General features: G+C 73.2%; 18 protein-coding genes and 1 riboswitch. Of the genes, 4 read left to right on the plus strand and 14 right to left on the minus strand.

Features of this window, described 5'->3' with window-relative positions; all coding sequences use genetic code 11:
* Positions 1–190: 190 nt before the first annotated feature.
* The 5 genes from ACFYO5_RS01795 to ACFYO5_RS01815 form a co-directional block, all read right to left on the minus strand.
* Positions 191–1,144: an ROK family glucokinase gene (locus tag ACFYO5_RS01795; RefSeq protein WP_388703018.1), complete on the minus strand. Its 954-nt coding sequence runs from the start codon at positions 1,142–1,144 to the stop codon at positions 191–193.
* Positions 1,145–1,243: 99 nt separating this feature from the next.
* Entirely contained in the window at positions 1,244–1,747 is a 504-nt protein-coding gene (locus tag ACFYO5_RS01800) for a DUF5304 domain-containing protein (protein ID WP_356559001.1), read from the minus strand.
* Positions 1,748–1,804: 57 nt separating this feature from the next.
* Positions 1,805–2,965: an ArsA family ATPase gene (locus ACFYO5_RS01805; protein ID WP_388703022.1), complete on the minus strand. Its 1,161-nt coding sequence runs from the start codon at positions 2,963–2,965 to the stop codon at positions 1,805–1,807.
* A gap of 229 nt (positions 2,966–3,194) precedes the next feature.
* The gene (locus ACFYO5_RS01810; RefSeq protein WP_388703024.1) at positions 3,195–3,635 is read right to left on the minus strand and encodes an SRPBCC family protein; all 441 of its coding nucleotides are present in this window, start codon (positions 3,633–3,635) and stop codon (positions 3,195–3,197) included.
* A gap of 151 nt (positions 3,636–3,786) precedes the next feature.
* Positions 3,787–4,542 (minus strand): metallophosphoesterase, encoded by a 756-nt coding sequence (locus ACFYO5_RS01815; protein WP_388704688.1) that lies wholly within the window; start codon positions 4,540–4,542, stop codon positions 3,787–3,789.
* Between the two features lie 338 nt (positions 4,543–4,880).
* Between ACFYO5_RS01815 and ACFYO5_RS01820 the strand changes: the two genes are divergently transcribed.
* Positions 4,881–6,677, plus strand: a complete 1,797-nt coding sequence (locus tag ACFYO5_RS01820; RefSeq protein WP_388703027.1) for an AMP-dependent synthetase/ligase — start codon at positions 4,881–4,883, stop codon at positions 6,675–6,677.
* Positions 6,678–6,705: 28 nt separating this feature from the next.
* Here the strand turns inward: ACFYO5_RS01820 and ACFYO5_RS01825 are convergent, their stop codons facing one another.
* Positions 6,706–8,316 (minus strand): GMC oxidoreductase, encoded by a 1,611-nt coding sequence (locus ACFYO5_RS01825; RefSeq protein ID WP_388703030.1) that lies wholly within the window; start codon positions 8,314–8,316, stop codon positions 6,706–6,708.
* A gap of 366 nt (positions 8,317–8,682) precedes the next feature.
* Complete coding sequence (locus ACFYO5_RS01830) at positions 8,683–9,825, minus strand: glycosyltransferase family 4 protein (RefSeq protein ID WP_388703033.1); 1,143 nt, start codon at positions 9,823–9,825, stop codon at positions 8,683–8,685.
* Between the two features lie 133 nt (positions 9,826–9,958).
* Here ACFYO5_RS01830 and ACFYO5_RS01835 point away from each other — a divergent pair, with 133 nt between their 5' ends.
* Entirely contained in the window at positions 9,959–11,188 is a 1,230-nt protein-coding gene (locus ACFYO5_RS01835; RefSeq protein ID WP_388703035.1) for a glycosyltransferase 87 family protein, read from the plus strand.
* Positions 11,189–11,699: 511 nt separating this feature from the next.
* Here ACFYO5_RS01835 and ACFYO5_RS01840 read toward each other — a convergent pair.
* The 5 genes from ACFYO5_RS01840 to ACFYO5_RS01860 all read right to left on the minus strand — a co-directional run bounded on the left by ACFYO5_RS01840 (position 11,700) and on the right by ACFYO5_RS01860 (position 17,065).
* Positions 11,700–12,893 carry a hypothetical protein gene (locus ACFYO5_RS01840; RefSeq protein ID WP_388703037.1) on the minus strand — a complete coding sequence of 398 codons (1,194 nt, stop codon included), beginning with the start codon at positions 12,891–12,893 and terminating at the stop codon, positions 11,700–11,702.
* A gap of 63 nt (positions 12,894–12,956) precedes the next feature.
* Complete coding sequence (locus ACFYO5_RS01845) at positions 12,957–13,970, minus strand: NlpC/P60 family protein (protein WP_388703040.1); 1,014 nt, start codon at positions 13,968–13,970, stop codon at positions 12,957–12,959.
* A 225-nt stretch (positions 13,971–14,195) separates the two neighbouring features.
* The gene (locus ACFYO5_RS01850) at positions 14,196–15,230 is read right to left on the minus strand and encodes an NlpC/P60 family protein (RefSeq protein WP_388703043.1); all 1,035 of its coding nucleotides are present in this window, start codon (positions 15,228–15,230) and stop codon (positions 14,196–14,198) included.
* A gap of 211 nt (positions 15,231–15,441) precedes the next feature.
* Positions 15,442–16,785 (minus strand): NYN domain-containing protein, encoded by a 1,344-nt coding sequence (locus ACFYO5_RS01855; protein WP_388703045.1) that lies wholly within the window; start codon positions 16,783–16,785, stop codon positions 15,442–15,444.
* A gap of 40 nt (positions 16,786–16,825) precedes the next feature.
* Positions 16,826–17,065 carry a hypothetical protein gene (locus ACFYO5_RS01860; protein ID WP_073491882.1) on the minus strand — a complete coding sequence of 80 codons (240 nt, stop codon included), beginning with the start codon at positions 17,063–17,065 and terminating at the stop codon, positions 16,826–16,828.
* Positions 17,066–17,236: 171 nt separating this feature from the next.
* Here ACFYO5_RS01860 and ACFYO5_RS01865 point away from each other — a divergent pair, with 171 nt between their 5' ends.
* Together ACFYO5_RS01865 and ACFYO5_RS01870 are read left to right on the plus strand one after the other, a co-directional pair.
* Positions 17,237–17,974, plus strand: coding sequence for a rhomboid family intramembrane serine protease (locus tag ACFYO5_RS01865; RefSeq protein ID WP_388703048.1), 738 nt, complete (start codon positions 17,237–17,239; stop codon positions 17,972–17,974).
* A complete protein-coding gene (locus ACFYO5_RS01870; RefSeq protein WP_086768190.1) occupies positions 17,971–18,252 on the plus strand; it encodes an Lrp/AsnC family transcriptional regulator in 282 nt (93 codons plus the stop codon). Before ACFYO5_RS01865 ends, ACFYO5_RS01870 begins: the two co-directional genes overlap by 4 nt.
* Before the next feature lie 35 nt (positions 18,253–18,287).
* Here the strand turns inward: ACFYO5_RS01870 and ACFYO5_RS01875 are convergent, their stop codons facing one another.
* Both ACFYO5_RS01875 and trpD read right to left on the minus strand, forming a co-directional pair.
* Positions 18,288–19,649, minus strand: a complete 1,362-nt coding sequence (locus tag ACFYO5_RS01875) for an aminotransferase class V-fold PLP-dependent enzyme (RefSeq protein ID WP_388703052.1) — start codon at positions 19,647–19,649, stop codon at positions 18,288–18,290.
* 180 nt (positions 19,650–19,829) lie between these two features.
* A riboswitch (SAM riboswitch) is annotated at positions 19,830–19,946 on the minus strand.
* 101 nt (positions 19,947–20,047) lie between these two features.
* Positions 20,048–21,112, minus strand: a complete 1,065-nt coding sequence (trpD, locus tag ACFYO5_RS01880; RefSeq protein WP_388703055.1) for an anthranilate phosphoribosyltransferase — start codon at positions 21,110–21,112, stop codon at positions 20,048–20,050.
* Positions 21,113–21,114 lie beyond the last annotated feature (2 nt).

Raw genomic sequence — 21,114 nt, forward strand, 5'->3', positions numbered from 1 at the left:
GACGCCGTGGACGTCCGCGGGACACCACCACGGTCGCCGGCGACGACGCGCGCGGCGCACGCCACCTGCTCCACTGCTCCACGGCGCGCTCTCCGACCGCGGCGACGCACGCGTCACGGGTGCCACACGCACGGTTCCCCGCGCCCCCGGAGGGGTGCGGGGAACGTCCCTGCGTCGGCGAAGGCGACCGTCACATGATCGGGTCGGGCTCGCGGGCCAGGTCGGCCGCGCCCACCAGCCCCGCCTTGTTGCCCAGCCGGGCGGCGATCACGTCCGCCACCGGGCGCCAGTTGCCGCCGACCAGCCACCGCTTGTACGACCTGCGGATCGGGTCGAGGACCAGCTCGCCCTCGTCGGAGAGGCCGCCGCCGACGATGAAGGCGGACGGGTCGAAGAGGGAGGCGAGGTCGGCGAGGCCGGCACCGGCCCAGCGGGCCAGCTCGCGGTAGGAGTCGACGGCGACCGGGTCGCCCTGGCGGGCGGCCATGGAGATGTGCTTGCCCTCGATGCCGTCGGGGCTGCCGTCGCCGAGGCCGAGCAGGATCTCGGCGTTCTCCGGGGTGGCGTTGGCACGCTGCTTGGCGTACCGCACGAGGGCGCGGCCGGAGGCGTACTGCTCCCAGCAGCCCTGCGAGCCGCAGCCGCACAGCAGCCCGTCCGGGACCATGCGGATGTGGCCGAACTCGGCGGCCACGCCGAAGTGCCCGCGGCGCAGCTTGTTGCCGATGATGATGCCGCCGCCGAGGCCGGTGCCCAGGGTGATGCAGATGACGTTGCGATGGCCCTTGCCGGCGCCGAACCTGTACTCGCCCCAGGCCGCGGCGTTGGCGTCGTTCTCCACGACGACCGGCAGGCCGACGCGGGCTTCGACCTTCTCCTTGAGCGGCTCGTTGCGCCAGTCGATGTTGGGCGCGAAGTAGACCGTCGAGCGCTGGCGGTTGACGTATCCGGCGGCGCCGATGCCCACGCCGACGATCTCGTGGCCGGCGCGTGCCCCCTCCACCGCGGAGGCGATGGCGTCCACGATGCCCTCGGGCGTGCCCGGGGTCGGCACCTTGTGGGTCGAGAGGATGTTGCCTTCCTCGTCGACCACGCCGGCCGCGATCTTCGTGCCGCCGATGTCGACGCCGATGGTGAGTCCCATGAATCCCTCAGTTTCGGTCGAGCCCCGCTACGGCCAACCGTACCCGAGGGGGCGGCGCCGCCACCGCGCGAGCGCTGACCGGGGTGCGGGAGGGACCCCTCAGTCGAGGTCGATGCGCTGGCCGGGGCCGGTGCCCCCGTCGTCGTCGCGGGGGTCCGCCGGGGGATCCTCGCGCGGATCGGCGGTGCGGGCCGTCCAGCGCCGCTCCTGCTGCTGGACGGCGGAGCGGTAGGCGGCGAGCAGTTCGCCGCCCGCGGCGGCCAGGTGGTCGAAGACGTCGGGGTTGCGCTCGATGACCGGCTCCACGGCGGCCTTGGCCTGCTGGACGACCTGGCGCACCACCTGCTGGGCGGCGGGTCCGGCGACCGCGCCGAGCAGGGGGGACTGGAGGCCGGCGAGCTTGTCGGCGACGGTGTCGACGAGCCTGCGCAGTTCCTCGGCGGCCGATCCCGGCGGGGCGCCGTGCTCCGTGCGGCGGCGGGCCTTCTCCTCCGCCAGGTCCTCGGCGCAGGCGGTGGCCCAGGCGTCGGCGTCGGTGGCGGGAGGCGCCTCGTCGCCGGTGCGGTGCTCACCGGTGTCCGACGGGGGAATCTCTTCGCTCATGACGGGCTCCTGACTACGGTTCGTCCCTACGACGTTACCCGAACGGCGGAACGTCCTTCATGGCGTGCGCGGCCACAGCGCGGGATCCGGCGCGAACCGCACGCGCAGCTCGCCGTCGCGCAGGGCGGCACCCTCCACGGTGCAGCGGCGCAGGACGGAGGGCAGCGGGACGATCCGGCGGAACGGCCCGGCGGTGACGACGAGTTCGTCGCCGCGGCGGACCAGGTCCAGCTCGTCGCGTATGGCGCCGGGCAGCGGGAGGTGCCACACCAGGACGCCGTCCGCGCCGGTCCGGTCCTCGACGGGCCACTCGACCGGGGATGCCGCCGGGTTGACGCCCGGTACGGCGAGCGCGCCGAGGTCGTCGGCGCCACGGGGGTCGCGGCCCAGGTGGGCGACGGTCCGCGCGTCGGTCCACTCCGCCAGGGTCTTCTGCTGCTGGGCGTGGAGCCCGGCGAGCCGGTCGCCGCCGGGCCCCTCGGGCAGCACCCGGTTGGCGAGGAGCGCCTCGACGGGCAGGCCGCGCAGGGCCAGACCGAGGCGGGCGTCACGGACGGCGTCGGCGCCGGCCGGTCCCGGCTCGGCCACCAGTCGTACGGTGGTCCGGCGGTCGGCGAGGACGGCCTCGACGGCGGCCAGTTCCACGTCCCAGCGGGCGGTCGTCTCGTACAGCCACTCCGCGGGCATGGGGACGCCGGCCAGGCGGCCGAGGAGAGGGCGCAGGGCTCGGGCGGCCTGCCGCTCCGGGGGGAGCAGCCGGCGCAGGTAGCGCCGCAGTTCCTCCGGGAGGGCGAGCAGGGCGAGGGCCTGCGGGGCGGGCGGCAGGTCGACGACGAGGAGGTCGTGGCTCTCGGCGAGGGCGGCGTCGCGCAGGGCGCGGAGCAGGGTCAGTTCCTCCGCGCCGGGCAGCGGGGTGACCTCCTCCGGGTCGAGGCGGGCGGCGCCGAGCAGGTCCAGGACGGTGGAGGCGCGGTCCTGGAAGGCGGTGAGGTCGTCCCGGAAACCGGCGGTGGCGTCGGGGCGCCAGGCGGTGAGGTCGGGGCCCGCCTGCACCGGCACCGCCCCCGTGGCCGCGCCGAGGGCGGTGCCCAGGGTGTCGGTGCGGTCGGCGCTGAGCACGAGGGTCTTCACGCCCTCGCGGGCCGCCGCCAGTGCGGTGGCCGCGGCGACGGTCGTACGGCCACTACCGCCGGGGCCGGTGATCAGGAGGGTGCGCATGAGGGTGAACCGTAACGGAAGTCGGTGTTGAGCCCCGGCGGCCGACGGTCGGACGGCTCCCGGCCCGTTGCGACCGTCCGGCCCGATGCAACCGTCCGGCCCGATGCGGCGGTCGGCGGCGAGGGCGTCGGGCCCGGTGCGGCGGTCGGCGGCGAGGCCCGTCCGGGCCGGAGCGGGGCCCGGGGGCGGCAGCCCTCGGGCGAGGCGCGCACCGACGCCGGGTGACCGGCTACCGGCCCGACTCGACCCGCTTCTTCAGGCCCGCCAGCGCCCGGTCGATGATGACCTTCTCCGCCTTGCGCTTGATCATGCCCAGCATGGGGATCTTGACGTCGACCGTCAGCTGGTAGGTGACCTCGGTCGCGCCCGCCCCGGCGGGCTTCAGCAGGTACGAACCGTCCAGCGAGCGCAGCATCTGGGACTTGACCAGCGTCCAGGACACCTCGTTCTCACCCGTCCAGGTGTACGCCAGGGTCTGGTCGTCCTTGATCGCACCCGCGTCCATGACCAGTCGCACCTGCTCGGCCCGCCCCGCGGCGTCGGTCGCCAGGACCTCCGCCTCCTTGACCTCGCCGGTCCAGTCCGGGTAGCGGGCGAAGTCGGCGATGACCGCCATGACGTCGGCCGGTGCCGCCTCGATCGTGATGCTCGAGCTGGTGTATTCCGCCATCGCGGTGGCTCCTCCAGATGCGGGCCGGTAGGGAGGGATCCCCCGTGCGCGAGCGTGCGCACGTGTGTGCAGCGTGAAGGCTACCGCGCGCCCGACCAGCCGCCTTCACCCCATAGGGGCCCGCGCCCCGCGCCGTGCCGGACGCCGGCGCTCACCACTGGAGCGCCCACGGCCTGCCGGTGCCGGCGAAGTGCCCGACGTTGACGCATTCGGTCGCCCCGATGCGCATCCGCCGGGCCAGCGGCTGGTGGACGTGGCCGAAGAGGGAGTAGCGGGGCCGGGTGCGGCGGATGGCGTCCAGCAGCGCCCGGCTGCCGCGTTCGAAGCGGCGGGCGACGGTGTCGTAGACGAGTTCCGGCACCTCGGGCGGGATGTGTGTGCACAGGACGTCGACCTCGCCGACGGCCTCGATCTTCGCGGCGTACTCCTCGTCGCTGATCTCGTAGGGGGTGCGCATCGGGGTGCGCAGGCCGCCACCGACGAAGCCGAAGACCCGGCCGCCGATCTCCACGCGCTCCCCGTCGAGCACGGTGGTGCCGGGACCGGCGTACTCCGGCCACAGTGTCGGCATGTCGACATTGCCGTAGGTGGCGTACGTCGGCGTCGGGAACGCGGCGAACATCTCGGCGTACTGCTTGCGGACGGCCTGCTCGATCACCGCCGCCCGGTCCCCGCCGACGCCGCCCCACAGCCGGGCGCCCAGTTCACGCGCCTCGGCGAAGCGGCGGGCCGTGCGCAGTTCGACGATGCGGTGGGCGTTGTCCACGCCGAACAGGTCGGGGAAGATGCCGCGGGAGTGGTCGGCGTAGTCGAGGAAGAGGACGAGGTCGCCTAGGCAGACCAGCGCGTCCGCGCCCTCGCCGGCACGGGCCAGATCGCGTGCGTTGCCGTGCACGTCACTGACCACGTGGATACGTGTGCGGTGGTTTCCGGACGGTGTGGAGGCCATGTCGATCAAGGGTAGGCGTGTGCGGCATAGGTGAACAGTGGCGGTGGACCCTGCGGTTACTGGCCAGTCAATTAGCGGGTGGACTACCGTACGGACTGCGCCACCAATTCTGTGTGACGCAGCGAACATCTCGCCGGGACCCCCTGTCGAAGAAGCCATACCGGCGGGTAACGTCCGGGCAGTCCAGTCGTGCTCAGCATTTCAACCACCGATGCGCGAGCACTTGCCCGAGCCTTGGACCGCACCGTCGCATCGCACAACGTCGTGGCGCCGGCGCCCTATGAGGAGCAGCAGTCTTGCGCGAGTTCAGCCTTCCGGCCCTGTACGAGGTCCCCGCGGACGGCAATCTGACCGACATCGTCCGGAGAAACGCCGCGCAGCATCCCGACGTCGCCGTCATCGCCCGCAAGGTCGACGGCGTCTGGCGGGACGTGACGGCCACGGCGTTCCTGGCCGAGGTGCACGCGGCCGCCAAGGGGCTCATCGCCTCCGGCGTCCAGCCGGGCGACCGGGTCGGCCTGATGTCACGCACCCGCTACGAGTGGACGCTCCTCGACTTCGCGATCTGGTGCGCGGGCGCGGTCACCGTACCGGTGTACGAGACCAGCTCCCCCGAGCAGGTGCAGTGGATCCTCTCCGACTCGGGCGCGACCGCCTGCGTCGTCGAGCTGGACGGCCACAGCGCCGCCGTCGAGTCGGTGCGCTCCACCCTGCCGGCGCTGAAGCACGTCTGGCAGATCGAGGGCGGCGGTGTCGAGGAGCTGCGGCGGCTCGGCGCGGACGTCTCCGACGCGGCCGTGGAGGAGCGCGGCTCGCTCGCCAAGGCCGACGACCCGGCCACCATCGTCTACACCTCCGGTACGACCGGCAGGCCCAAGGGCTGTGTGCTCACGCACCGCAGCTTCTTCGCCGAGTGCGGCAACGTGGTGGAGCGGCTGCGCCCGCTGTTCCGCACCGGCGAGTGCAGCGTGCTGCTGTTCCTCCCGCTCGCGCACGTGTTCGGCCGCCTGGTGCAGATCGCCCCGATGATGGCGCCGATCAAGCTGGGGATGGTCCCGGACATCAAGAACCTCACCGACGAGCTGGCGTCCTTCCGGCCGACGCTGATCCTCGGCGTGCCGCGCGTGTTCGAGAAGGTCTACAACGCGGCGCGGGCCAAGGCGCAGGCGGACGGCAAGGGCGCGATCTTCGACAAGGCGGCGGACGCCGCGATCGCGTACAGCAAGGCGCTGGACACCCCGTCGGGCCCGTCGATCGGCGTGCGCGTCAAGCACCGGGTCTTCGACAAGCTGGTCTACGGCAAACTGCGCGCGGTGCTCGGCGGCAGGGGCGAGTACGCCATCTCCGGCGGCGCCCCGCTGGGCGAGCGCCTCGGCCACTTCTTCCGCGGCATCGGCTTCACCGTCCTGGAGGGCTACGGCCTGACGGAGTCCTGTGCGGCGACCGCGTTCAACCCGTGGGACCGGCAGAAGATCGGCACCGTCGGCCAGCCGCTGCCGGGCTCGGTCGTGCGCATCGCGGACGACGGTGAGGTGCTCCTGCACGGCGAGCACCTGTTCAAGGAGTACTGGAACAACCCCGCCTCGACCGCGGAGGCGCTGGCCGACGGCTGGTTCCACACCGGCGACATCGGCACCCTCGACGAGGACGGCTACCTGCGGATCACCGGCCGCAAGAAGGAGATCATCGTCACCGCGGGCGGCAAGAACGTCGCCCCGGCCGTGATCGAGGACCGCATCCGGGCGCACGCGCTGGTCGCGGAGTGCATGGTGGTGGGCGACGGGCGGCCGTTCGTGGGCGCGCTGGTCACCATCGACGAGGAGTTCCTGGGCCGCTGGGCCGCCGACCACGGCAAGCCGGCGGGCTGCACCGCGGCGTCGCTGATCGAGGACCCGGACCTGCTGGCCGCGGTCCAGTCGGCGGTCGACGACGGCAACGCCGCGGTCTCGAAGGCGGAATCGGTGCGGAAGTTCCGCATTCTTCCCTCCCAGTTCACGGAGGACTCGGGCCACCTCACCCCGTCGCTGAAGCTCAAGCGCAACGTCGTGGCGAAGGACTACGCGGCCGAGATCGAAGCGATCTACGCCAAGTAGCTTTCCCGACAGGCCTCCTGAGCCGTCGTCATGGCGCGGTGTCCTCGGCGAGGACCCGCGCCATGGTGCGTTCGGCGAGCGCCGTGATGGTGACGAACGGGTTCACCCCGATCGACCCGGGCACGAGCGAACCGTCGGTCACGTACAGCCGCCGGTAGCCCTTCACCCGGCCGTAGTCGTCGGTCGCCCTGCCCAGTACGCAGCCGCCCAGCGGGTGGTAGGTGAAGTCGTCGGCGAAGACCTTCCCGGACCCGCCGAACAGGTCGTAGCGGTAGACCGTCGCGTTGGCCGCGTTGATCCGGTCGAACAGCTTCTTCGCCATGCCGGCGGACACGGCGCTCTGCGCGGCGCTCCAGCCCAGCCCGACCGTCCCCGACGCGGAGTCGTACGTGAACGCCGCCCGCTGCGGGTTCTTGGTGATCGCCAGGTAGAGGCTGACCCAGTGCTCCAGGCCCATCGGCAGCGGGGCGATCTCCGCGAAGACGGGGTTGGCGGCGTTCGCCCAGTCGTCGATGCCCATGACCGGCATGGTCGACTGGTCGGCGCCGACGGTGTCCCAGAGGTGGTTCGCCCGCCCGAGCATCACGTTGCCGTTGGTTCCCCAGCCGGTTCCCACACTGGCGTTCAGGGCGGGCAGCGTGCCGGTCTCCCGGGCGCGGACGAGGAGTTCACTGGTGCCGAGGCTGCCGGCGCCGAGGAACAGGTAGGTGCAGCCGTACTGCTTGGTCTCGACGACAGCGCCGCTCATGTCGATCCGGTCGGCGGTCAGGACGTAGGTGCCGTCGGCGGCCCGGCTGATCGAGCGGACCTTCTCCATGGTGTGGATGGTGACGTTGCCGGTGCCGAGCGCGGAGGCGAGGTAGGTCTTGTCGAGGCTGCGCTTGCCGTGGTTGTTGCCGTAGACGACCTCCCCGGCCAGTGCCGACTTCGTCGCCGTGCCGGCCGCCTCGCGCCGCATGTACGCGAAGTCGTAGACGTTGGGCACGAAGGTGGTTTTCAGGCCGGCGTTCTGCGCGTGTTTGCGGGAGACGCGGGTGAACCGGTACCAGTCCGTCGCCTCGAACCAGGCGGGGTCCACGGTGTTGACGCCGAGCATCGCGCGGGCCCGCGGGAAGTACGTGTCGTACATCTCGGCGGCGTCGACGGTCGGGAACTGCTCGGCGAAGTAGGACGGGAGCGGGGTGACCGCCATCCCGCCGTTGACGAGGGAGCCGCCGCCGACCCCCCGGCCGACGAAGACCGACATGTCGGCGAAGTGCACGCGGTCCAGGACGCCGGGGTAGCGGCTGATGTCCCTGTTGACGATGTCCAGCCAGAGGAAGCTCGCCAGCGGTGCCTCGGTGCGGGTGCGGAACCACATGGCGCGCTGGTCGGGGGCGCTGGTGGAGCAGAACACCTTGCCGTCGGCGCCGGGGGTGTTCCAGAGGCGGCCCATCTCCAGGACGAGGGTGCGGATGCCGGCCTGTCCGAGGCGGAGGGCGGCCACGGCGGCGCCGTAGCCGGAGCCGACGACGATCGCGGGGGCGTTGTCGACCGCGTCGGGCTCCGCGGTGGGCTCCGCGCCCGGCCGCGCGGCCTGGGCGGGGGTGAGGGTGATGCGGGTGAAGCCTAGGGTGGCCGCGGTCTGGAGGGCCGCCATGCCCAGTATGTGACGTCTCGTCAGTTGACGATGTATCAGGTGGGGTGTCATGTGGGCAGCATGGGCGGATTATTCGGTTCCGCCTAGTGGCCGCGGCGGCATTGCCCGGACAACCGGGAGGGCAGCCGCCACTGACGGTCCATCCTCGCCTGCGCGGTCCAGCCGATCAGCACCATGAAGACGGGGAGGGAGCACCGCCCCGGGCGCCCCGCGCCCCCTCGGCGGCCGGCGGCCCGCTCGCGGCCGGTCCCGGTCGCCGGTCCCGGTCGCCGGTCCCGGTCGCCGGTCCCGGTGGCGCGGCGGGCCGCACACCGGCAGCCCCGTGCGTCTCAGGAGCCCCGTACGTCTCAGGAGCCCCCGCACGGCCTAGAGCAGCTCCCTCAGCCTCTCCGCGAGCGAGTCCCAGCGCCAGCGCTCCTCCACCCACCGGCGGCCCCGTTCGCCCATGCGCCGGCGCAGTTCGGGGTCGGCAAGGAGGGCGGTGACGCGGTCGGCGGTGTCCTCCGGTGAGGCGCCCCGCACCACCCAGCCGGTCTCGCCGTCGAGCACCGCGTCGGGGGCGCCGCCGGAGTCGCCGGCGACGACGGGGAGGCCGGTCGCGGAGGCCTCCAAGTAGACGATGCCGAGGCCCTCGACGTCGAGTCCGCCCCGGCGGGTGCGGCACGGCATGGCGAAGACGTCACCGGCGCCGTAGTGGGCGGGCAGCTCCGACCAGGGGACGGCGCCGGTGAAACGCACGGAGGCGGCGACTCCGCTCTCGTGCGCCAGGCGGCGCAGGTCCCTCTCGTAGGGTCCGCCGCCGACGACGAGCAGCACGGCCTCCGGCTCGGCGGCCAGAATCCGCGGCATCGCCCTGATCAGGGTGTCCTGGCCCTTGCGGGGCACGAGCCGCGAGACGCACACCACCACCGGGCGGTCGGTGAGCCCGAGGCGGGCGCGGACCTCGTCGCCGCCCGAGCCGGGGTGGAAGGTCTTCTCGTCGACGCCCGGCGGCAGTTGCACCATGCGCGCGGCGGCCTCGGGGCTCAGCGCGGTGGCGATCCGCGAGCGGGTGTACTCGCCGAGGTAGGTGATCGTGTCGGTGGCCTCGCCGATCCGCCCCAGCAGTTGCCGGGCGGCCGGCAGCTGGGCCCAGCCGGCCTCGTGGCCGTGGGTGGTGGCCACCAGCCGCCGGGCGCCGGCCCTGCGGAGCGCGGGAGCCATCAGCCCGAGCGGGGCGGCGGCCCCGAACCACACGGACGCGCACCCGTGCTCGCGCAGCAGCCCCACGGCCCGCCGGGTCGCGCCGGGCGTCGGCAGCAGCATGGTCGTGGAGTCCCGTACGACGGTGAAGGGCTGCTCGGCGTCGAAGGCCGCCGTCGCCTCGGCCCCCTCCCGCCCGCGCTTCCAGGTGGACGCGTAGACGACGACGCGCTCGGGGTCGAGGCGCAGCGCCATGTTGTGCAGGAACGCCTGGATGCCGCCGGGGCGGGGCGGGAAGTCGTTCGTCACGATCAGGGTCTTGTGCATCGCCGCCGACCCTATCCAAACCGTCCTCACAGCCGCGCCCGGCCGTGCCGCGCGGCCCGCACCCGGCCGGGCGGGAGATCATATGGTCCGCATATCCTGACCAACAGGACGAACTGGGGCACATGTGGTGTTCATGGACGACAGTCACTCCCCGACCGGCCTGACGGGCCTGCTGGGCACCTGGGGCGTGACCCGGCTCGTGCTGCTGCTGTGCGTGTTCAAGGTGTACGTCTTCCCCGGCCCGGACGTCACCACCGACGTGTCGGTGATCTACCGGGGCTGGTACGACGTGCTGAGCACGGGCACCTTCCCGGTGGACGACGTCACCTGGCAGTACCCGCCCGCCGCCGCCCTCGCGATCCTCTCCCCCGCGCTGCTGCCCTTCCTGGACTACGCGTCGGCCTTCTTCGTCCTGGCCCTCCTCGCCGACCTCGCCGTCCTGGTGCTGCTGCTGACGGCGGGCCGCTCACCGCGCGGCGCCCGGGTGTGGGTGGCGGGCGTCGCCCTGCTGGGCCCCACGGTGTACGCCCGCTACGACCTGATGGTGACCGCGGTCGCGGTGGCCGCGCTCCTCGCGGGCGTCCGGCACCCCCGGGCCCTGGGTGCGCTGGCCGGCCTGGGGGCGCTGCTGAAGGTGTGGCCGGTGCTGCTGCTGGCCGGTGCCGTGCGACGGCGGGCCTGGGGAACGGCGGCCGTCACCGTCGGCGCCCTGTCGGCCCTCTTCGCGCTGGCCGCGCCCGGCGCCTTCGCCTTCCTCTCCTCCCAGCGGGACCGCGGCACCGAGGTGGAGTCGCTGGGCGCCCTGGTCCTCCATGTGGCCCGGCACCTCGGGTGGAGCGGCGAGGTGCTGCTCAACTACGGCTCGGTGGAGTTCCTCGGCCCCCACGTGGACGTGGTGAGCGACGCGGCCCTCGGCCTGACGGCGGCCGCGTTCGGCTGGCTGCTGCTGTGGCGGCTGCGGGCGACACGGTTCGCGCCGCACACCCTGGCGGACGCGGCCCTCACCGCCGTCCTGCTGCTCACCGCCACCAGCCGCGTGATCAGCCCGCAGTACCTGGTGTGGCTGGTCGGCCTGGCCGCGGTCTGCCGGTGCTTCCGGGAGAGCCGGATGGGGCCGCCGACCGCCCTGGTACTGGCCGCGTCGGCGGTGACGGTGCTGGAGTTCCCGCTCTGGTTCGACCACGTCGTCGCAAGCGACGCCCTCGGGCTCACCCTGCTGTTCCTGCGCAACGGCCTGCTGGTGGCGGCCACGGTCACCGCGGCCGTACGGCTGTGGCGCTCGACGGTGCCACGCGCCCACCGCCCGCCCGCCGACCCCGGTCAGGCCGCCGTCCGCAGCAAGGGCACTCGGGTCTCGTCGTGACGCCCCACCCGCCGCGGCGGCACACCCACCGCCGCGCACGTCAGGACCGCCGAGCGCGCCGACGCCGGGGCACCCGCTCGGCCCCGGCCCCAGCGGGGCGTGGTCGAGGGGTCAGGGGCCGCGGAGCACGGCCATCGGCAGCGGACACGGGCCGACCCGCGCGGAACACCACGCCCTCCCGCGCCCCGACGGGCCCCGCACCGGAGACCGGCGTACTCCGGGGCGCCACGGCGGCCCGCGTCGGGGCCGCGACCGGGCCGACAGGGCCCCGCACCGGAGACGGCCGTACTCCGGGGCGCCGCGGCAGTCCGCGTCAGGGCCACGACCGGGCCGACGGCCCGCTCCGACACCGCCCTGTCGCTCCGGCCCGGCCGCCCGGCCGCCCGGCCCGCGCGAGCGGGCGCGGTGCCGCGCCACCGGCCGGACCTCCTCGCGACACCGAGCCCCGCACCGGGAGGCGCACGCGTACGGCGGGGGCGACGACGCCGAGGACCTCCACCGTCGGGTCCGCTCAGCCCAGTTCGTCGCGCAGGTACCGCTGCCAGTCGGCGGTGAAGTCCTCCAGGGTCGTCCCCAGCACGCTCCCCGTCGCCTCCTCGACCGCCCCGGACCGCTTGCGGTGCTCCCCCACGGCCCGGTAGAAGGCGTCCAGCCTGTCCTCGCCCCACCGCTCGGCGATCATCCGGCAGGCCGTCCAGCCGCCCTCGTACGCCCGCGACAGCCGCGCCGCGTCACCGGCGAAGCCGAAGTCGTCGTCGGACGGCAGCTCGTCCGGGACCCTGCCCTCGCGGACGGCCTGCCGCAGTTCGGGGGCGGCCTCCTCGGGGGTGCGTCCGGTGCCGCGGTAACCGACCCAGTCGGCATACCCCTCGGACAGCCACAGCGGGGTCGCCGCGTCGGTGGCGGCCCGGGTGGCGACGTGCGTGGTCTCGTGGGTGAGGACCACCTGGCGGCCGACCGGGCCGAGCATGGCGTAGGCGTCCGGGTTGACGATGACCCGGTCCGCGGGCGCGTCCGGCCCGCCGCCCGTCTCCCCCGTGGTGACCGCCGCGATCCCCCGGTAGGAGGAGGCGGGCGAGCCGAGCAGCGCCGCCATGCCGTCCAGGGACTTCGGTACGAGGACGACGACCTGCCGGGCCCAGTCGGTGCCCCAGGCCTGCGAGACCGCGGGGACGGCCCGGTCGGCGAGCGCGGCGAAGGTCCGCAGGAGGCGGCCGGACTGGCCGACGCCGAGGACGAGGCTGTGCGCACCCCGGACGACCGTGACCGTGCCCTGGTCCCACAGCTGCTGGGCGGACTTCGGCGCGGGCCTCTCGGAGGCCACGGACCACCGCCCCGCCCCGTCCCGGGTCAGCCGCAGGGTGCGTTCCACGGTCACCGGGGCCCTGTCGTGGCCCTCGACGCGGTAGCTCAGCTCCGCGTCGGCGGCGGCCTCGTCCCCACCGGCCCGTACGGCGGTGACCCGGTAGGACCAGGCGGCCAGCGGTACGGCCCGCAGCCGGGTGTATCCGGCGGGATCCCCGGTGGCGGCGTGGGCGGCGGCGTCATGGGCCAGGACGGCCGCGGCCCGCCGGTCCAGCACCCGCTGCACCTCGGCCTTGACGGTGTCCGTGGCGGGCCGCCCACCGCAGCCCACGAGGAGAACGAGCAGCAGCACCGCGAGCCCCACGACTCCGGATCCGCGCGCCCGCCCGTGACCAGCCATCCCCCCGATCGTACGGCGAGCCGCCCCGGCCGGTACCCGGCCGGCGTCCGGAGCCCGCCCCGGTCAGGGCCTCGTCACCGACGACACCGGCATCATCCCGACCGGGTCGTAGCGCACGGGCGCGCCGGGGTACGGGGCGTGGATGACCTGGCCGTTGCCCGCGTACATGCCGACATGGCTGGCGTCGGAGCGGTAGGTGACGATGTCGCCGGGACGCGCCTGGGAGAGCGGGACGCGCCGACCGGCGTGCGCCTGAGCCTGCGAGGTCCGCGGCAGGGAGACCCCGGCCTGCGCGTACGACCACTGCATCAGGCCGGAACAGTCGAACCCGGTGGGGCCGTTGGCGCCCCAGACGTAGGGTCTGCCGAGCGCGGAACGGGCGGCGGCCAGGGCGGCGGCGGCCCGGCCCGAGGCGACGGCGCCGCCCGGATCCGGCAGGTCGGAGCGGCCGGAGCGGGAGGCCCGGTCGTAGGCGGCGCGCTCGGCGGACGGCAGGGAGTTCAGCAGCCGCCGGGCCTTGGCGAGCTTCTGCTCGACGGTCCGCTTGTGCTTCTCGACGGCCTCGCGGCTCCTCACCAGCTCGCCCAGCTTGCGGGTGGCCTCGGCGCGCTCCTGGGCGAGTTCGCGCAGGGCCTCCTGGAGGTCCCGCAGTTCGCCCGCCTGGTGGGTGGTGATGCGGTCGAGGACGGAGGCCTTGTCGAGGTAGTCGGCCGGATCGTCGGAGAACAGCAGCGCCAGGGACGGGTCGAGGCCGCCGGAGCGGTACTGGGCGCCGGCCAGGGCACCGAGCTGCTCGCGCAGGCCGTTGATGCGCTCCTGCTTGCGGGCGATCCGGTCCTGGGCGTCGCCGACCTGCCGGCGCAGGACGCCGGCCCGCTCCCCGGCCTCGTTGAAGGCCTCGGTGGCCTTCTCGGCGGCCTCGTAGAGCCGGTCCACCTCGGTCCGGGTGTCCTCGTGCGGGGCGGCCGTGGCCGGCACGGTGGCGGAGACGGCGCCGAGGGCGGCTGCGGCGGCGGACAGGACGCACAGGGCGCCCCGGTCGAACCCGGACGGTGCAAGGCGGCGATGGGACCCCACGGGAAGCCGCGCTCCTTCCACTGGCGGACAGAGACCGTCCCCCCGGTACCGGTACCGGGGGAAACGCGGCAGACAGTAGCCCCGTGACAGGGGGCCCACCAAAGACCTCTGCGGCCACACAACGTGACACCCCGCCTCTGACGCAGGTCATGGGCGGGGTGGGGGGTCAGTTCACGTCGCGGTGATTCGCCCGTTCGGGCGTCACGGTGGGGCGATTGCGGACGCTCAGATCCGGACGCCGAACTGGAACGGCATGTTGTTGATCGACTCGTAGCGCACGACCGTGCCGGAGCGCGGGGCGTGCAGCACCTGGCCGTTGCCCGCGTAGAAACCGACGTGGTGCTGGTCGCCGTAGAAGATGACCAGGTCGCCGACCTTGAGGTCGGACTGGGAGTAGATGCGCGTGCCGGCGTTGGCCTGGGCCTGCGAGGTGCGCGGGATGCTGACGCCGGCCTGCGCGTACGCCCAGGAGGTCAGGCCGGAGCAGTCGAAGGAGGAGGGGCCGGTGGCGCCGTAGACGTAGGGCGAACCGATCTTGCTCTGGGCGGCCTGGAAGGCGGCCATGGCGCGGCCGGAGGCGGGGCCCGTGTCGCCGAGGTCGACACGCTCACCGGCGTCGCGGCTGGCGCGGGCGTCGGCGGCGGCCAGGTCGGCCTTCTCCTTGGCCGTCAGCGTGTTGAGGAGCTTCTGCGCCTCGGCGAGCTTGGCCTGGACTTCCTTCTTCTTCTTGCCCAGTTCGGTGCGGGTGGAGGCGAGGTCCTTGAGCTTGTCGGAGGCCTCCGCGCGATCCTGGGCCAGCTCGCGCTGCTTCTCCTGGATCTTCTTCAGCGAGTCGACCTGCTGGGCGCTCAACTGGTCGGCGGTGGACGCCTTGTCCAGGTAGTCGTCCGGGTCCGAGGACAGGAACAGCTGGAGGGAGGAGTCGATGCTGCCGGAGCGGTACTGGGCCGCCGCCGCCAGGCCTATGGACTCGCGCAGCTCGTTCAGCTCGCCCTGGCCGCGGGCGACGTCGTCCTGGATCGTGGAGATCTCCTTCTGGAGCTTCTCCTGCTTCTCCTTGGCCCCGTTGTACTTCTCGGTGGCCTGCTCCGCCTCTTCGTAGAGCTTGTCGACCTTGGACTTGACCTCGTCCTTGCCGGGCTTCTCGCTCGGAGCGGCGTTGGCGGCCTGCGAGCTGAGGACGACAGCGGCAGCGGCGGCGGTGGTCAGCACGGTCACGCGTGTGCGGCTCGGCTGCTTGGGTCGACGGTGGGACGCCACGGAGAGCGAGCTCCTTCTTGTGAGTGATCACTCGTGCGGAGGTTCGAAGGCAGACCCTAGTGACGTTCTTGTGATCACTTCAAATCCTGGAGCCGAAAAAGTCGGTGACGGGCCGCATTCTTCACACACAACCCACATGCAGTAACACCTGATTGACACTACGTTGCGTGACGATTGCGCCAATTCGGGCATTGGCCCTTTACGTTGACCTTCAGGTCAACCGCTTCAGGAGCACCGCAGACGCGACAGGTCGCGCCCCGGCCCTGGCCACCCCGTCGGCCACCTCACGGTCCGTGGAGGCGACGATGACGGGCCGGCCGGGCGGTTCGGCCCGCACCAGCTGGCGGATCAGCTCGTCGGCGGTGATCCCCGGCTTGGAGAACAGCACCCGCACTCCGCGCGGCGGCGCCAGCAGCACGGGCGCCACCAGCTCGGCACCGTCGAAGACGCAGGTGACCTCGGCGCCGGTCTGCGCGGCGAGCGTGGAGAGCTGCCCGAGGAGCCGCAGCCGCTGCTTCTCCAACGGCATCTGCGGATAGCCCGTCTTGGTGACGTTGTAGCCGTCGACGACGAGATGCGCCTGCGGCAGCGCCAGCAACTGGTCCAGGATCGCCGGGTCGTTCTCGGACAGCGCGCGGGCGGCGATGTCCTTCGGGGTCATCCGGCCGGGCTCCACCGCGTCCACGGTCTCCGCCGGGCGCACCGACACCGGCGGCAACGCCAGCTCCCTGCGCAGCCCTTGGGCCGATTCCAGCAGGGTGTCCAGCAGCAGCCGGACCCTCATGTCCTCGACGCTGCGCCCCTCGCGGGCCGCCCGCCGGGTGGCCTCCAGTCCGGCCTCCGCCTCGGCGAGCCGCGCCTTCAACCGCCGCGACTCGCTCTCGGCCGCCGACACCTGCGCCTGCCCCTCGCTCCGTACGGCGTCCATCTCGCCCTGGAGCTTGCGCAGCGCCGCCTCACCGCGCTTGACGTCGCTGAGGGCCGACCGCAGCTTGCGGTGCAGCGACTCGCCCTCCCGCTTCGCCGCGTCCAGTTCGGCGCGCAGCCGCTCGGTCTCGGTCCGGGTCAGCTCGCGGGCCTCGGCGAGCCGCTCGCGCAACCGCTCCAGCTCCGCCCGGCTCTCCTCGCCGGCCCGCTCGGCGTCCGCCCGCTGCGCCTCCTCGCCGGCCGCGGTGACCAGCTTCACCCAGCCCGTGGGGCGCAGCACGTAAGCCGCGGCCGCCACGTCGAGCGGGTCCGCGGCCGGGGGCGGCGAGCCGGAGTCCAGGGCACCGGCCAGCTCGGGCTGGGCCTCTCGGAACTTCTCGGCGATGCGCTGCCGGAACAGCGGATCGGTCTCCAGCGCGGCCGCCATCGCGTTGCCCGCGAACTTGGCCCGCCGGTTCGGGGCGAACCGGGCGTACTGCCGCAACTGGGCGGGCAGTTCGGCGACGGTCAGACCGCCGAAACCGTCCGAGACGATCTGCACGACCCGGCGGCGCACGCCGTCGGGCAGCGGACGGTCGAGCACCTCGGCGGCGCCGTCGTCCGGCCCCCCGCCCGTGGTCTCCACCATCCGTCACACCCCAATTCCGTGCGGGGGCCCGCCCCCATCCTCAGGAGCCGGCGCCCGGCCTGTCCACCAGTTCCACCTGATCCACGGCGTTGCACCAACGGCACCGCACCGACTCGATGGTCTCACTGACCACCTCGCGCTCCTCCACTTTCGCCTCACCGGCGAGATCGAGGTGGACGTACTCGACGACCTTCGACGAGCGCGTCACGTCGAACCGCGTGAGGTTGCCGCAGAGAGTGCAGCGCCACCGCGTCGTGGCGGTCGGCAGGGGAACCGTCATCGTGACCGTCCGCTTCCTTCTAGTGTCGGTCTTCCGGGACCGGGGCGCGCCCAGGGCTCCCCGGAGCGTGTGGCACGTAACCCTACGGCCTGCCGGGTGCCGGCCGCCCGTCCGTCCACGGCGGCGAGGCGGTCCGGCCGAGTACGTCCCGTTACGTCATGCTCTGTATCCATGATCAGCCACTGGAGCGGGCCGCTGGGCCGAGTCTTCCGCCACCCCGCGGCACCGGTGACGTACGGACTGATGGCCCTGTGCTGCGTGATCTTCGCGATCGGCCCGGTCTCGGGCCTCGTCCCGGTCCCCGGCACCGGCGAGGAGGCGGCGCTCGCGCAGCGCGCCTATTTCCGCCGGTGGGGCGTGATCCCGGCGGACCTGTTCGCGGGGATCACGCCCGGCGTCGCCCTCACCCCCCTGACCGCCCTGTTCGTCCACGGCGGCTGGGTGCACCTGCTGGGCAACATGCTCTTCCTCCACGTCTTCGGGGCGATGACCGAGCACCGGATGGGCCGCGTCGAGTTCACCCTCTTCTACCTGGGCTGCGGCGCGCTGGCACTGCTCGGGTACGCCGCCGTCAACGCCGAATCCGAACAGTCCCTGGTCGGCGCCTCCGGGGCGATCTCGGCGGTGCTCGGCGCGTTCCTCCACCTGTTCCCCCGGGCTCGGGTCACCAGTCTTCTGCCGTTCCTCTTCTTCCTGCCGCTGCGCTTCCCGGCCTGGGTGGTGCTGCCCTTCTGGGTGGCGTTGCAGTGGGTGGCGGCGGGGCGGGCGGGGCAGGGACCGGGGGTGGCGTACCTGGCGCACCTGGTGGGCTTCGGCCTGGGCTTCGTCTACGCGTGGGCCCGGTTCACCCGGCCCACTAGAGTGAGCAGCAGCCCAGCTCCGGCCCCCGAGGGAGAGAACCAGCCGTGATCACCGCGATCGTCCTCATCAAGACCAGCGTGGACCGGATCCCCGAGATCGCGGAGTCGATCGCTTCGCTCGAATCCGTGAGCGAGGTGTTCTCCGTGACCGGCACCTACGACCTGATCGCCATGGTGCGGGTACGCCGGCACGAGGACCTCGCCGAGATGATCCCGGGGCGGATCAGCAAGATCCCGGGGGTGGAGGCGACGGACACGCACGTGGCCTTCCGCACGTACTCGCAGCACGACCTGGAGGCGGCGTTCGCGATCGGCCTGGACTCCTGACCGTCTGAACACCGCCTCCGGCGAGAAGGGCCCGCCTACACCGCCGGGACGCAGCGGCCGTCCTCCGTGCGGTAGCGCCACTTCGCGCCCTCGGTCACCAGTTCCCGTACCGCCGTCACGAAACGGTCGACGTGCTCGTCGGGGGTGCCCGCGCCGAAGCTCACGCGGATCGCGTTGAGGGACTTCTCGCCGGGGGCCGCCTCGGGGGCCCCGCACTCGCCCTGGCTCTGCGGGTCGCTGCCCAGCAGGGTGCGGACCAGGGGGTGGGCGCAGAAGAGGCCGTCGCGGACGCCGATGCCGTACTCGGCGGAGAGCGCGGCGGCGAAGTGGGAGCTGTTCCAGCCGTCCACGACGAAGGAGATCACGCCGACTCGGGGCGCGTCGTCGCCGAAGAGGGACAGGATCCTCACCTCGGGGACCTCCGCGAGGCCCGCGCGGACCTTGTCGATGAGGTACCGCTCGCGGGCGACCAGCGTGTCGAAGCCCGCCTCGGTGAGCGCCTTGCAGGCGGAGGCGATGGAGTAGGCGCCGATGACGTTCGGGGAGCCCGCCTCGTGCCGGGCGGCGCTCTCGTGCCACTCGACGTCCACTCCCCCGTCCTGGCGGCGGGTGACCTTGCGGCTGGCGCCGCCGCCGGCGAGGTAGGGGTCGGCCGCTCGCAGCCAGTCGGCGCGGCCGGCCAGGACCCCGGAGCCGAAGGGGGCGTACAGCTTGTGGCCGGAGAAGGCGACCCAGTCGACGTCGAGGTCACGGACGGACACCGGGTGGTGGGGGGCGAGCTGGGCCGCGTCCAGGACGATCCGGGCGCCGTGGGCGTGGGCCGCGGCGGCCAGTTCGCGTACCGGCCACAGCTCGCCGGTGACGTTGGAGGCGCCGGTCACGCAGACCAGGGCCGGGCCGTGCGGATCGCGGCCGGCGAGGGCCCGCTCCAGGGTGGCGACGGCCTGCCCCGGTGTGCGCGGGGCGTCGAGGTAGGTGACCCGGGCGTCCTTCCAGGGCAGCAGCGAGGCGTGGTGCTCGGTCTCGAAGACGAAGACCTGGCAGCCGGCGGGGAGGGCGGCGGCGAGCAGGTTCAGGGAGTCGGTGGTGGACCGGGTGAAGACCAGCTGGTCGTCGGGCCGGCAGTCGAGGAACTCGGCGACCGTGCGGCGGGCGTTCTCGAAGAGGTCGGTGGAGAGCTGGGAGAGGTATCCGGCGCCGCGGTGGACGCTGCCGTAGTAGGGGGCGTAGGCGGCCACGTCGTCCCAGACGCGCTGGAGGGCGGGGGCGCTGGCGGCGTAGTCGAGGGCCGCGTAGCCGACCTCTCCGCCGGTGACGAGCGGGACGGTGACATCCCGGCCCAGCACGGGCAGCGGGGCGCGAACGGTCTGGGCGGCGGCAGCGGTGGCGACGGACATGGCTGAACTCCCGTGACAGGCGTGCGGATTCGCCGCGCGAGCGGGTACGGCTCGAGCGCGGGAAACGGTGAAGGGGGGATGCGGAGGCGGGGCTCTGCGGCCCTATCGCATTCGCTTGCTCACGGAAGGCTCCTCGACGACCAGGACCCCTGGAAGTGCTCACTCGGAACGAGTGCGAGGGGTCCGCGCTTGCCGTAGACCTTGCTGTCTGCGGCCTGGTCCTCACCCGGGGCACCCCGCCACGGACGGAGGGTTGCCGGACAGTCGGCCGGGGCCTCATGACTGTCGCTCATGACCTGGTACAGCATCCTGCCATACGATCACCGGCGCGCAAGGCGCGGTCCATGTCCTGAGACGGACGGATCCGGACCGCGCCCCGCGGCACAGCGGGCCCGCGCTCAGGCGTGGGTGGCCGCCGCCCAGCGTTCCAGGGTCCGCTTGGCCGCGCCGGAGTCGAGGGACTCCGCGGCCCTGGCCATGCCGTCCCGGAGCTGTTCCGGGAGCGGAGCGGCGGTCGGCTCCAGGGCGACCAGGGCGGCCGCCGAGTTCAGCAGGACGGCGTCCCGGACCGGGCCCGTCTCGCCGTCCAGCAGCCTGCGCGCCACCTCGGCGTTGTAGGAGGCGTCGGCGCCCCGCAGGGCCTCGACGGGAACGAGGTCGAGGCCGACGTCCCGCGGGTCGAACGACTCCTCGGTCACCTTGCCGTCGCGGACGACCCAGACCCGTGAGGTGGAGGTCGTCGTCAGCTCGTCGAGGCCGTCGTCGCCGCGGAACACCAGCGAGGAGTTGCCGCGCTCCGCGAAGACGCCGGCCACGATCGGCGCCATGCGCGCGTCCGCGACGCCGACCGCCTGGGCCCGGACCTTGGCCGGGTTGGTCAGCGGGCCGAGCACGTTGAACACCGTGCGGATGCCCAACTGGCCACGGGCCGCGCCCGCGTGACGCAGCGCCGGATGGAACTTGATGGCGAAGCAGAAGGTGATGCCGGCCTCCTCGGCGACCTCGGCCACCCGCTGCGGGGTCAGGTCGAGGCGGACGCCGAGCTTCTCCAGGACGTCCGAGGCGCCGGACGCGGAGGACGCGGCCCGGTTGCCGTGCTTGACGACCTTGACGCCCGTGCCGGCCACGACGATCGAGGACATCGTGGAGATGTTCACCGTCTTCGCGCCGTCGCCGCCGGTGCCGACGATGTCGACGGTCGGGCCGGGCACCTCGATCACGTTCGCGTGCTCGTACATCGCGCGGACGAGTCCGTTGATCTCCTCGACGGTCTCGCCCTTGGCGCGCAGCGCCACCACGAACCCGGCGATCTGGGCGTCGGTGGCCTCGCCGCGCATGATCCGGTCCATCGCCCACGCCGTGGCGTCGGCACTCTGGTCACGGCCGTACAGCAGGGCGTTCAGCACCTCGGGCCAGGAACGGTCCGCCGCGGTGTCGCCTCCGGCGGGGGTCACAGCGCTCATAA

The organism is Streptomyces sp. NPDC006259, assembly GCF_042870975.1.
GTDB lineage: Bacteria > Actinomycetota > Actinomycetes > Streptomycetales > Streptomycetaceae > Streptomyces.

Bases quoted from the DNA above. Each gene is read 5' to 3' on its own strand.
- ACFYO5_RS01875 (WP_388703052.1), bottom strand. From the start codon at position 19,649: ATGTCCGTCGCCACCGCTGCCGCCGCCCAGACCGTTCGCGCCCCGCTG.
- ACFYO5_RS01800 (WP_356559001.1), bottom strand. From the start codon at position 1,747: ATGAGCGAAGAGATTCCCCCGTCGGACACCGGTGAGCACCGCACCGGC.
- ACFYO5_RS01805 (WP_388703022.1), bottom strand. From the start codon at position 2,965: ATGCGCACCCTCCTGATCACCGGCCCCGGCGGTAGTGGCCGTACGACC.
- trpD (WP_388703055.1), bottom strand. From the start codon at position 21,112: ATGAGCGCTGTGACCCCCGCCGGAGGCGACACCGCGGCGGACCGTTCC.
- ACFYO5_RS01810 (WP_388703024.1), bottom strand. From the start codon at position 3,635: ATGGCGGAATACACCAGCTCGAGCATCACGATCGAGGCGGCACCGGCC.
- ACFYO5_RS01795 (WP_388703018.1), bottom strand. From the start codon at position 1,144: ATGGGACTCACCATCGGCGTCGACATCGGCGGCACGAAGATCGCGGCC.
- ACFYO5_RS01825 (WP_388703030.1), bottom strand. From the start codon at position 8,316: ATGGCGGCCCTCCAGACCGCGGCCACCCTAGGCTTCACCCGCATCACC.
- ACFYO5_RS01840 (WP_388703037.1), bottom strand. From the start codon at position 12,893: ATGGCTGGTCACGGGCGGGCGCGCGGATCCGGAGTCGTGGGGCTCGCG.
- ACFYO5_RS01860 (WP_073491882.1), bottom strand. From the start codon at position 17,065: ATGACGGTTCCCCTGCCGACCGCCACGACGCGGTGGCGCTGCACTCTC.
- ACFYO5_RS01835 (WP_388703035.1), top strand. From the start codon at position 9,959: ATGGACGACAGTCACTCCCCGACCGGCCTGACGGGCCTGCTGGGCACC.
- ACFYO5_RS01830 (WP_388703033.1), bottom strand. From the start codon at position 9,825: ATGCACAAGACCCTGATCGTGACGAACGACTTCCCGCCCCGCCCCGGC.
- ACFYO5_RS01865 (WP_388703048.1), top strand. From the start codon at position 17,237: ATGATCAGCCACTGGAGCGGGCCGCTGGGCCGAGTCTTCCGCCACCCC.
- ACFYO5_RS01855 (WP_388703045.1), bottom strand. From the start codon at position 16,785: ATGGTGGAGACCACGGGCGGGGGGCCGGACGACGGCGCCGCCGAGGTG.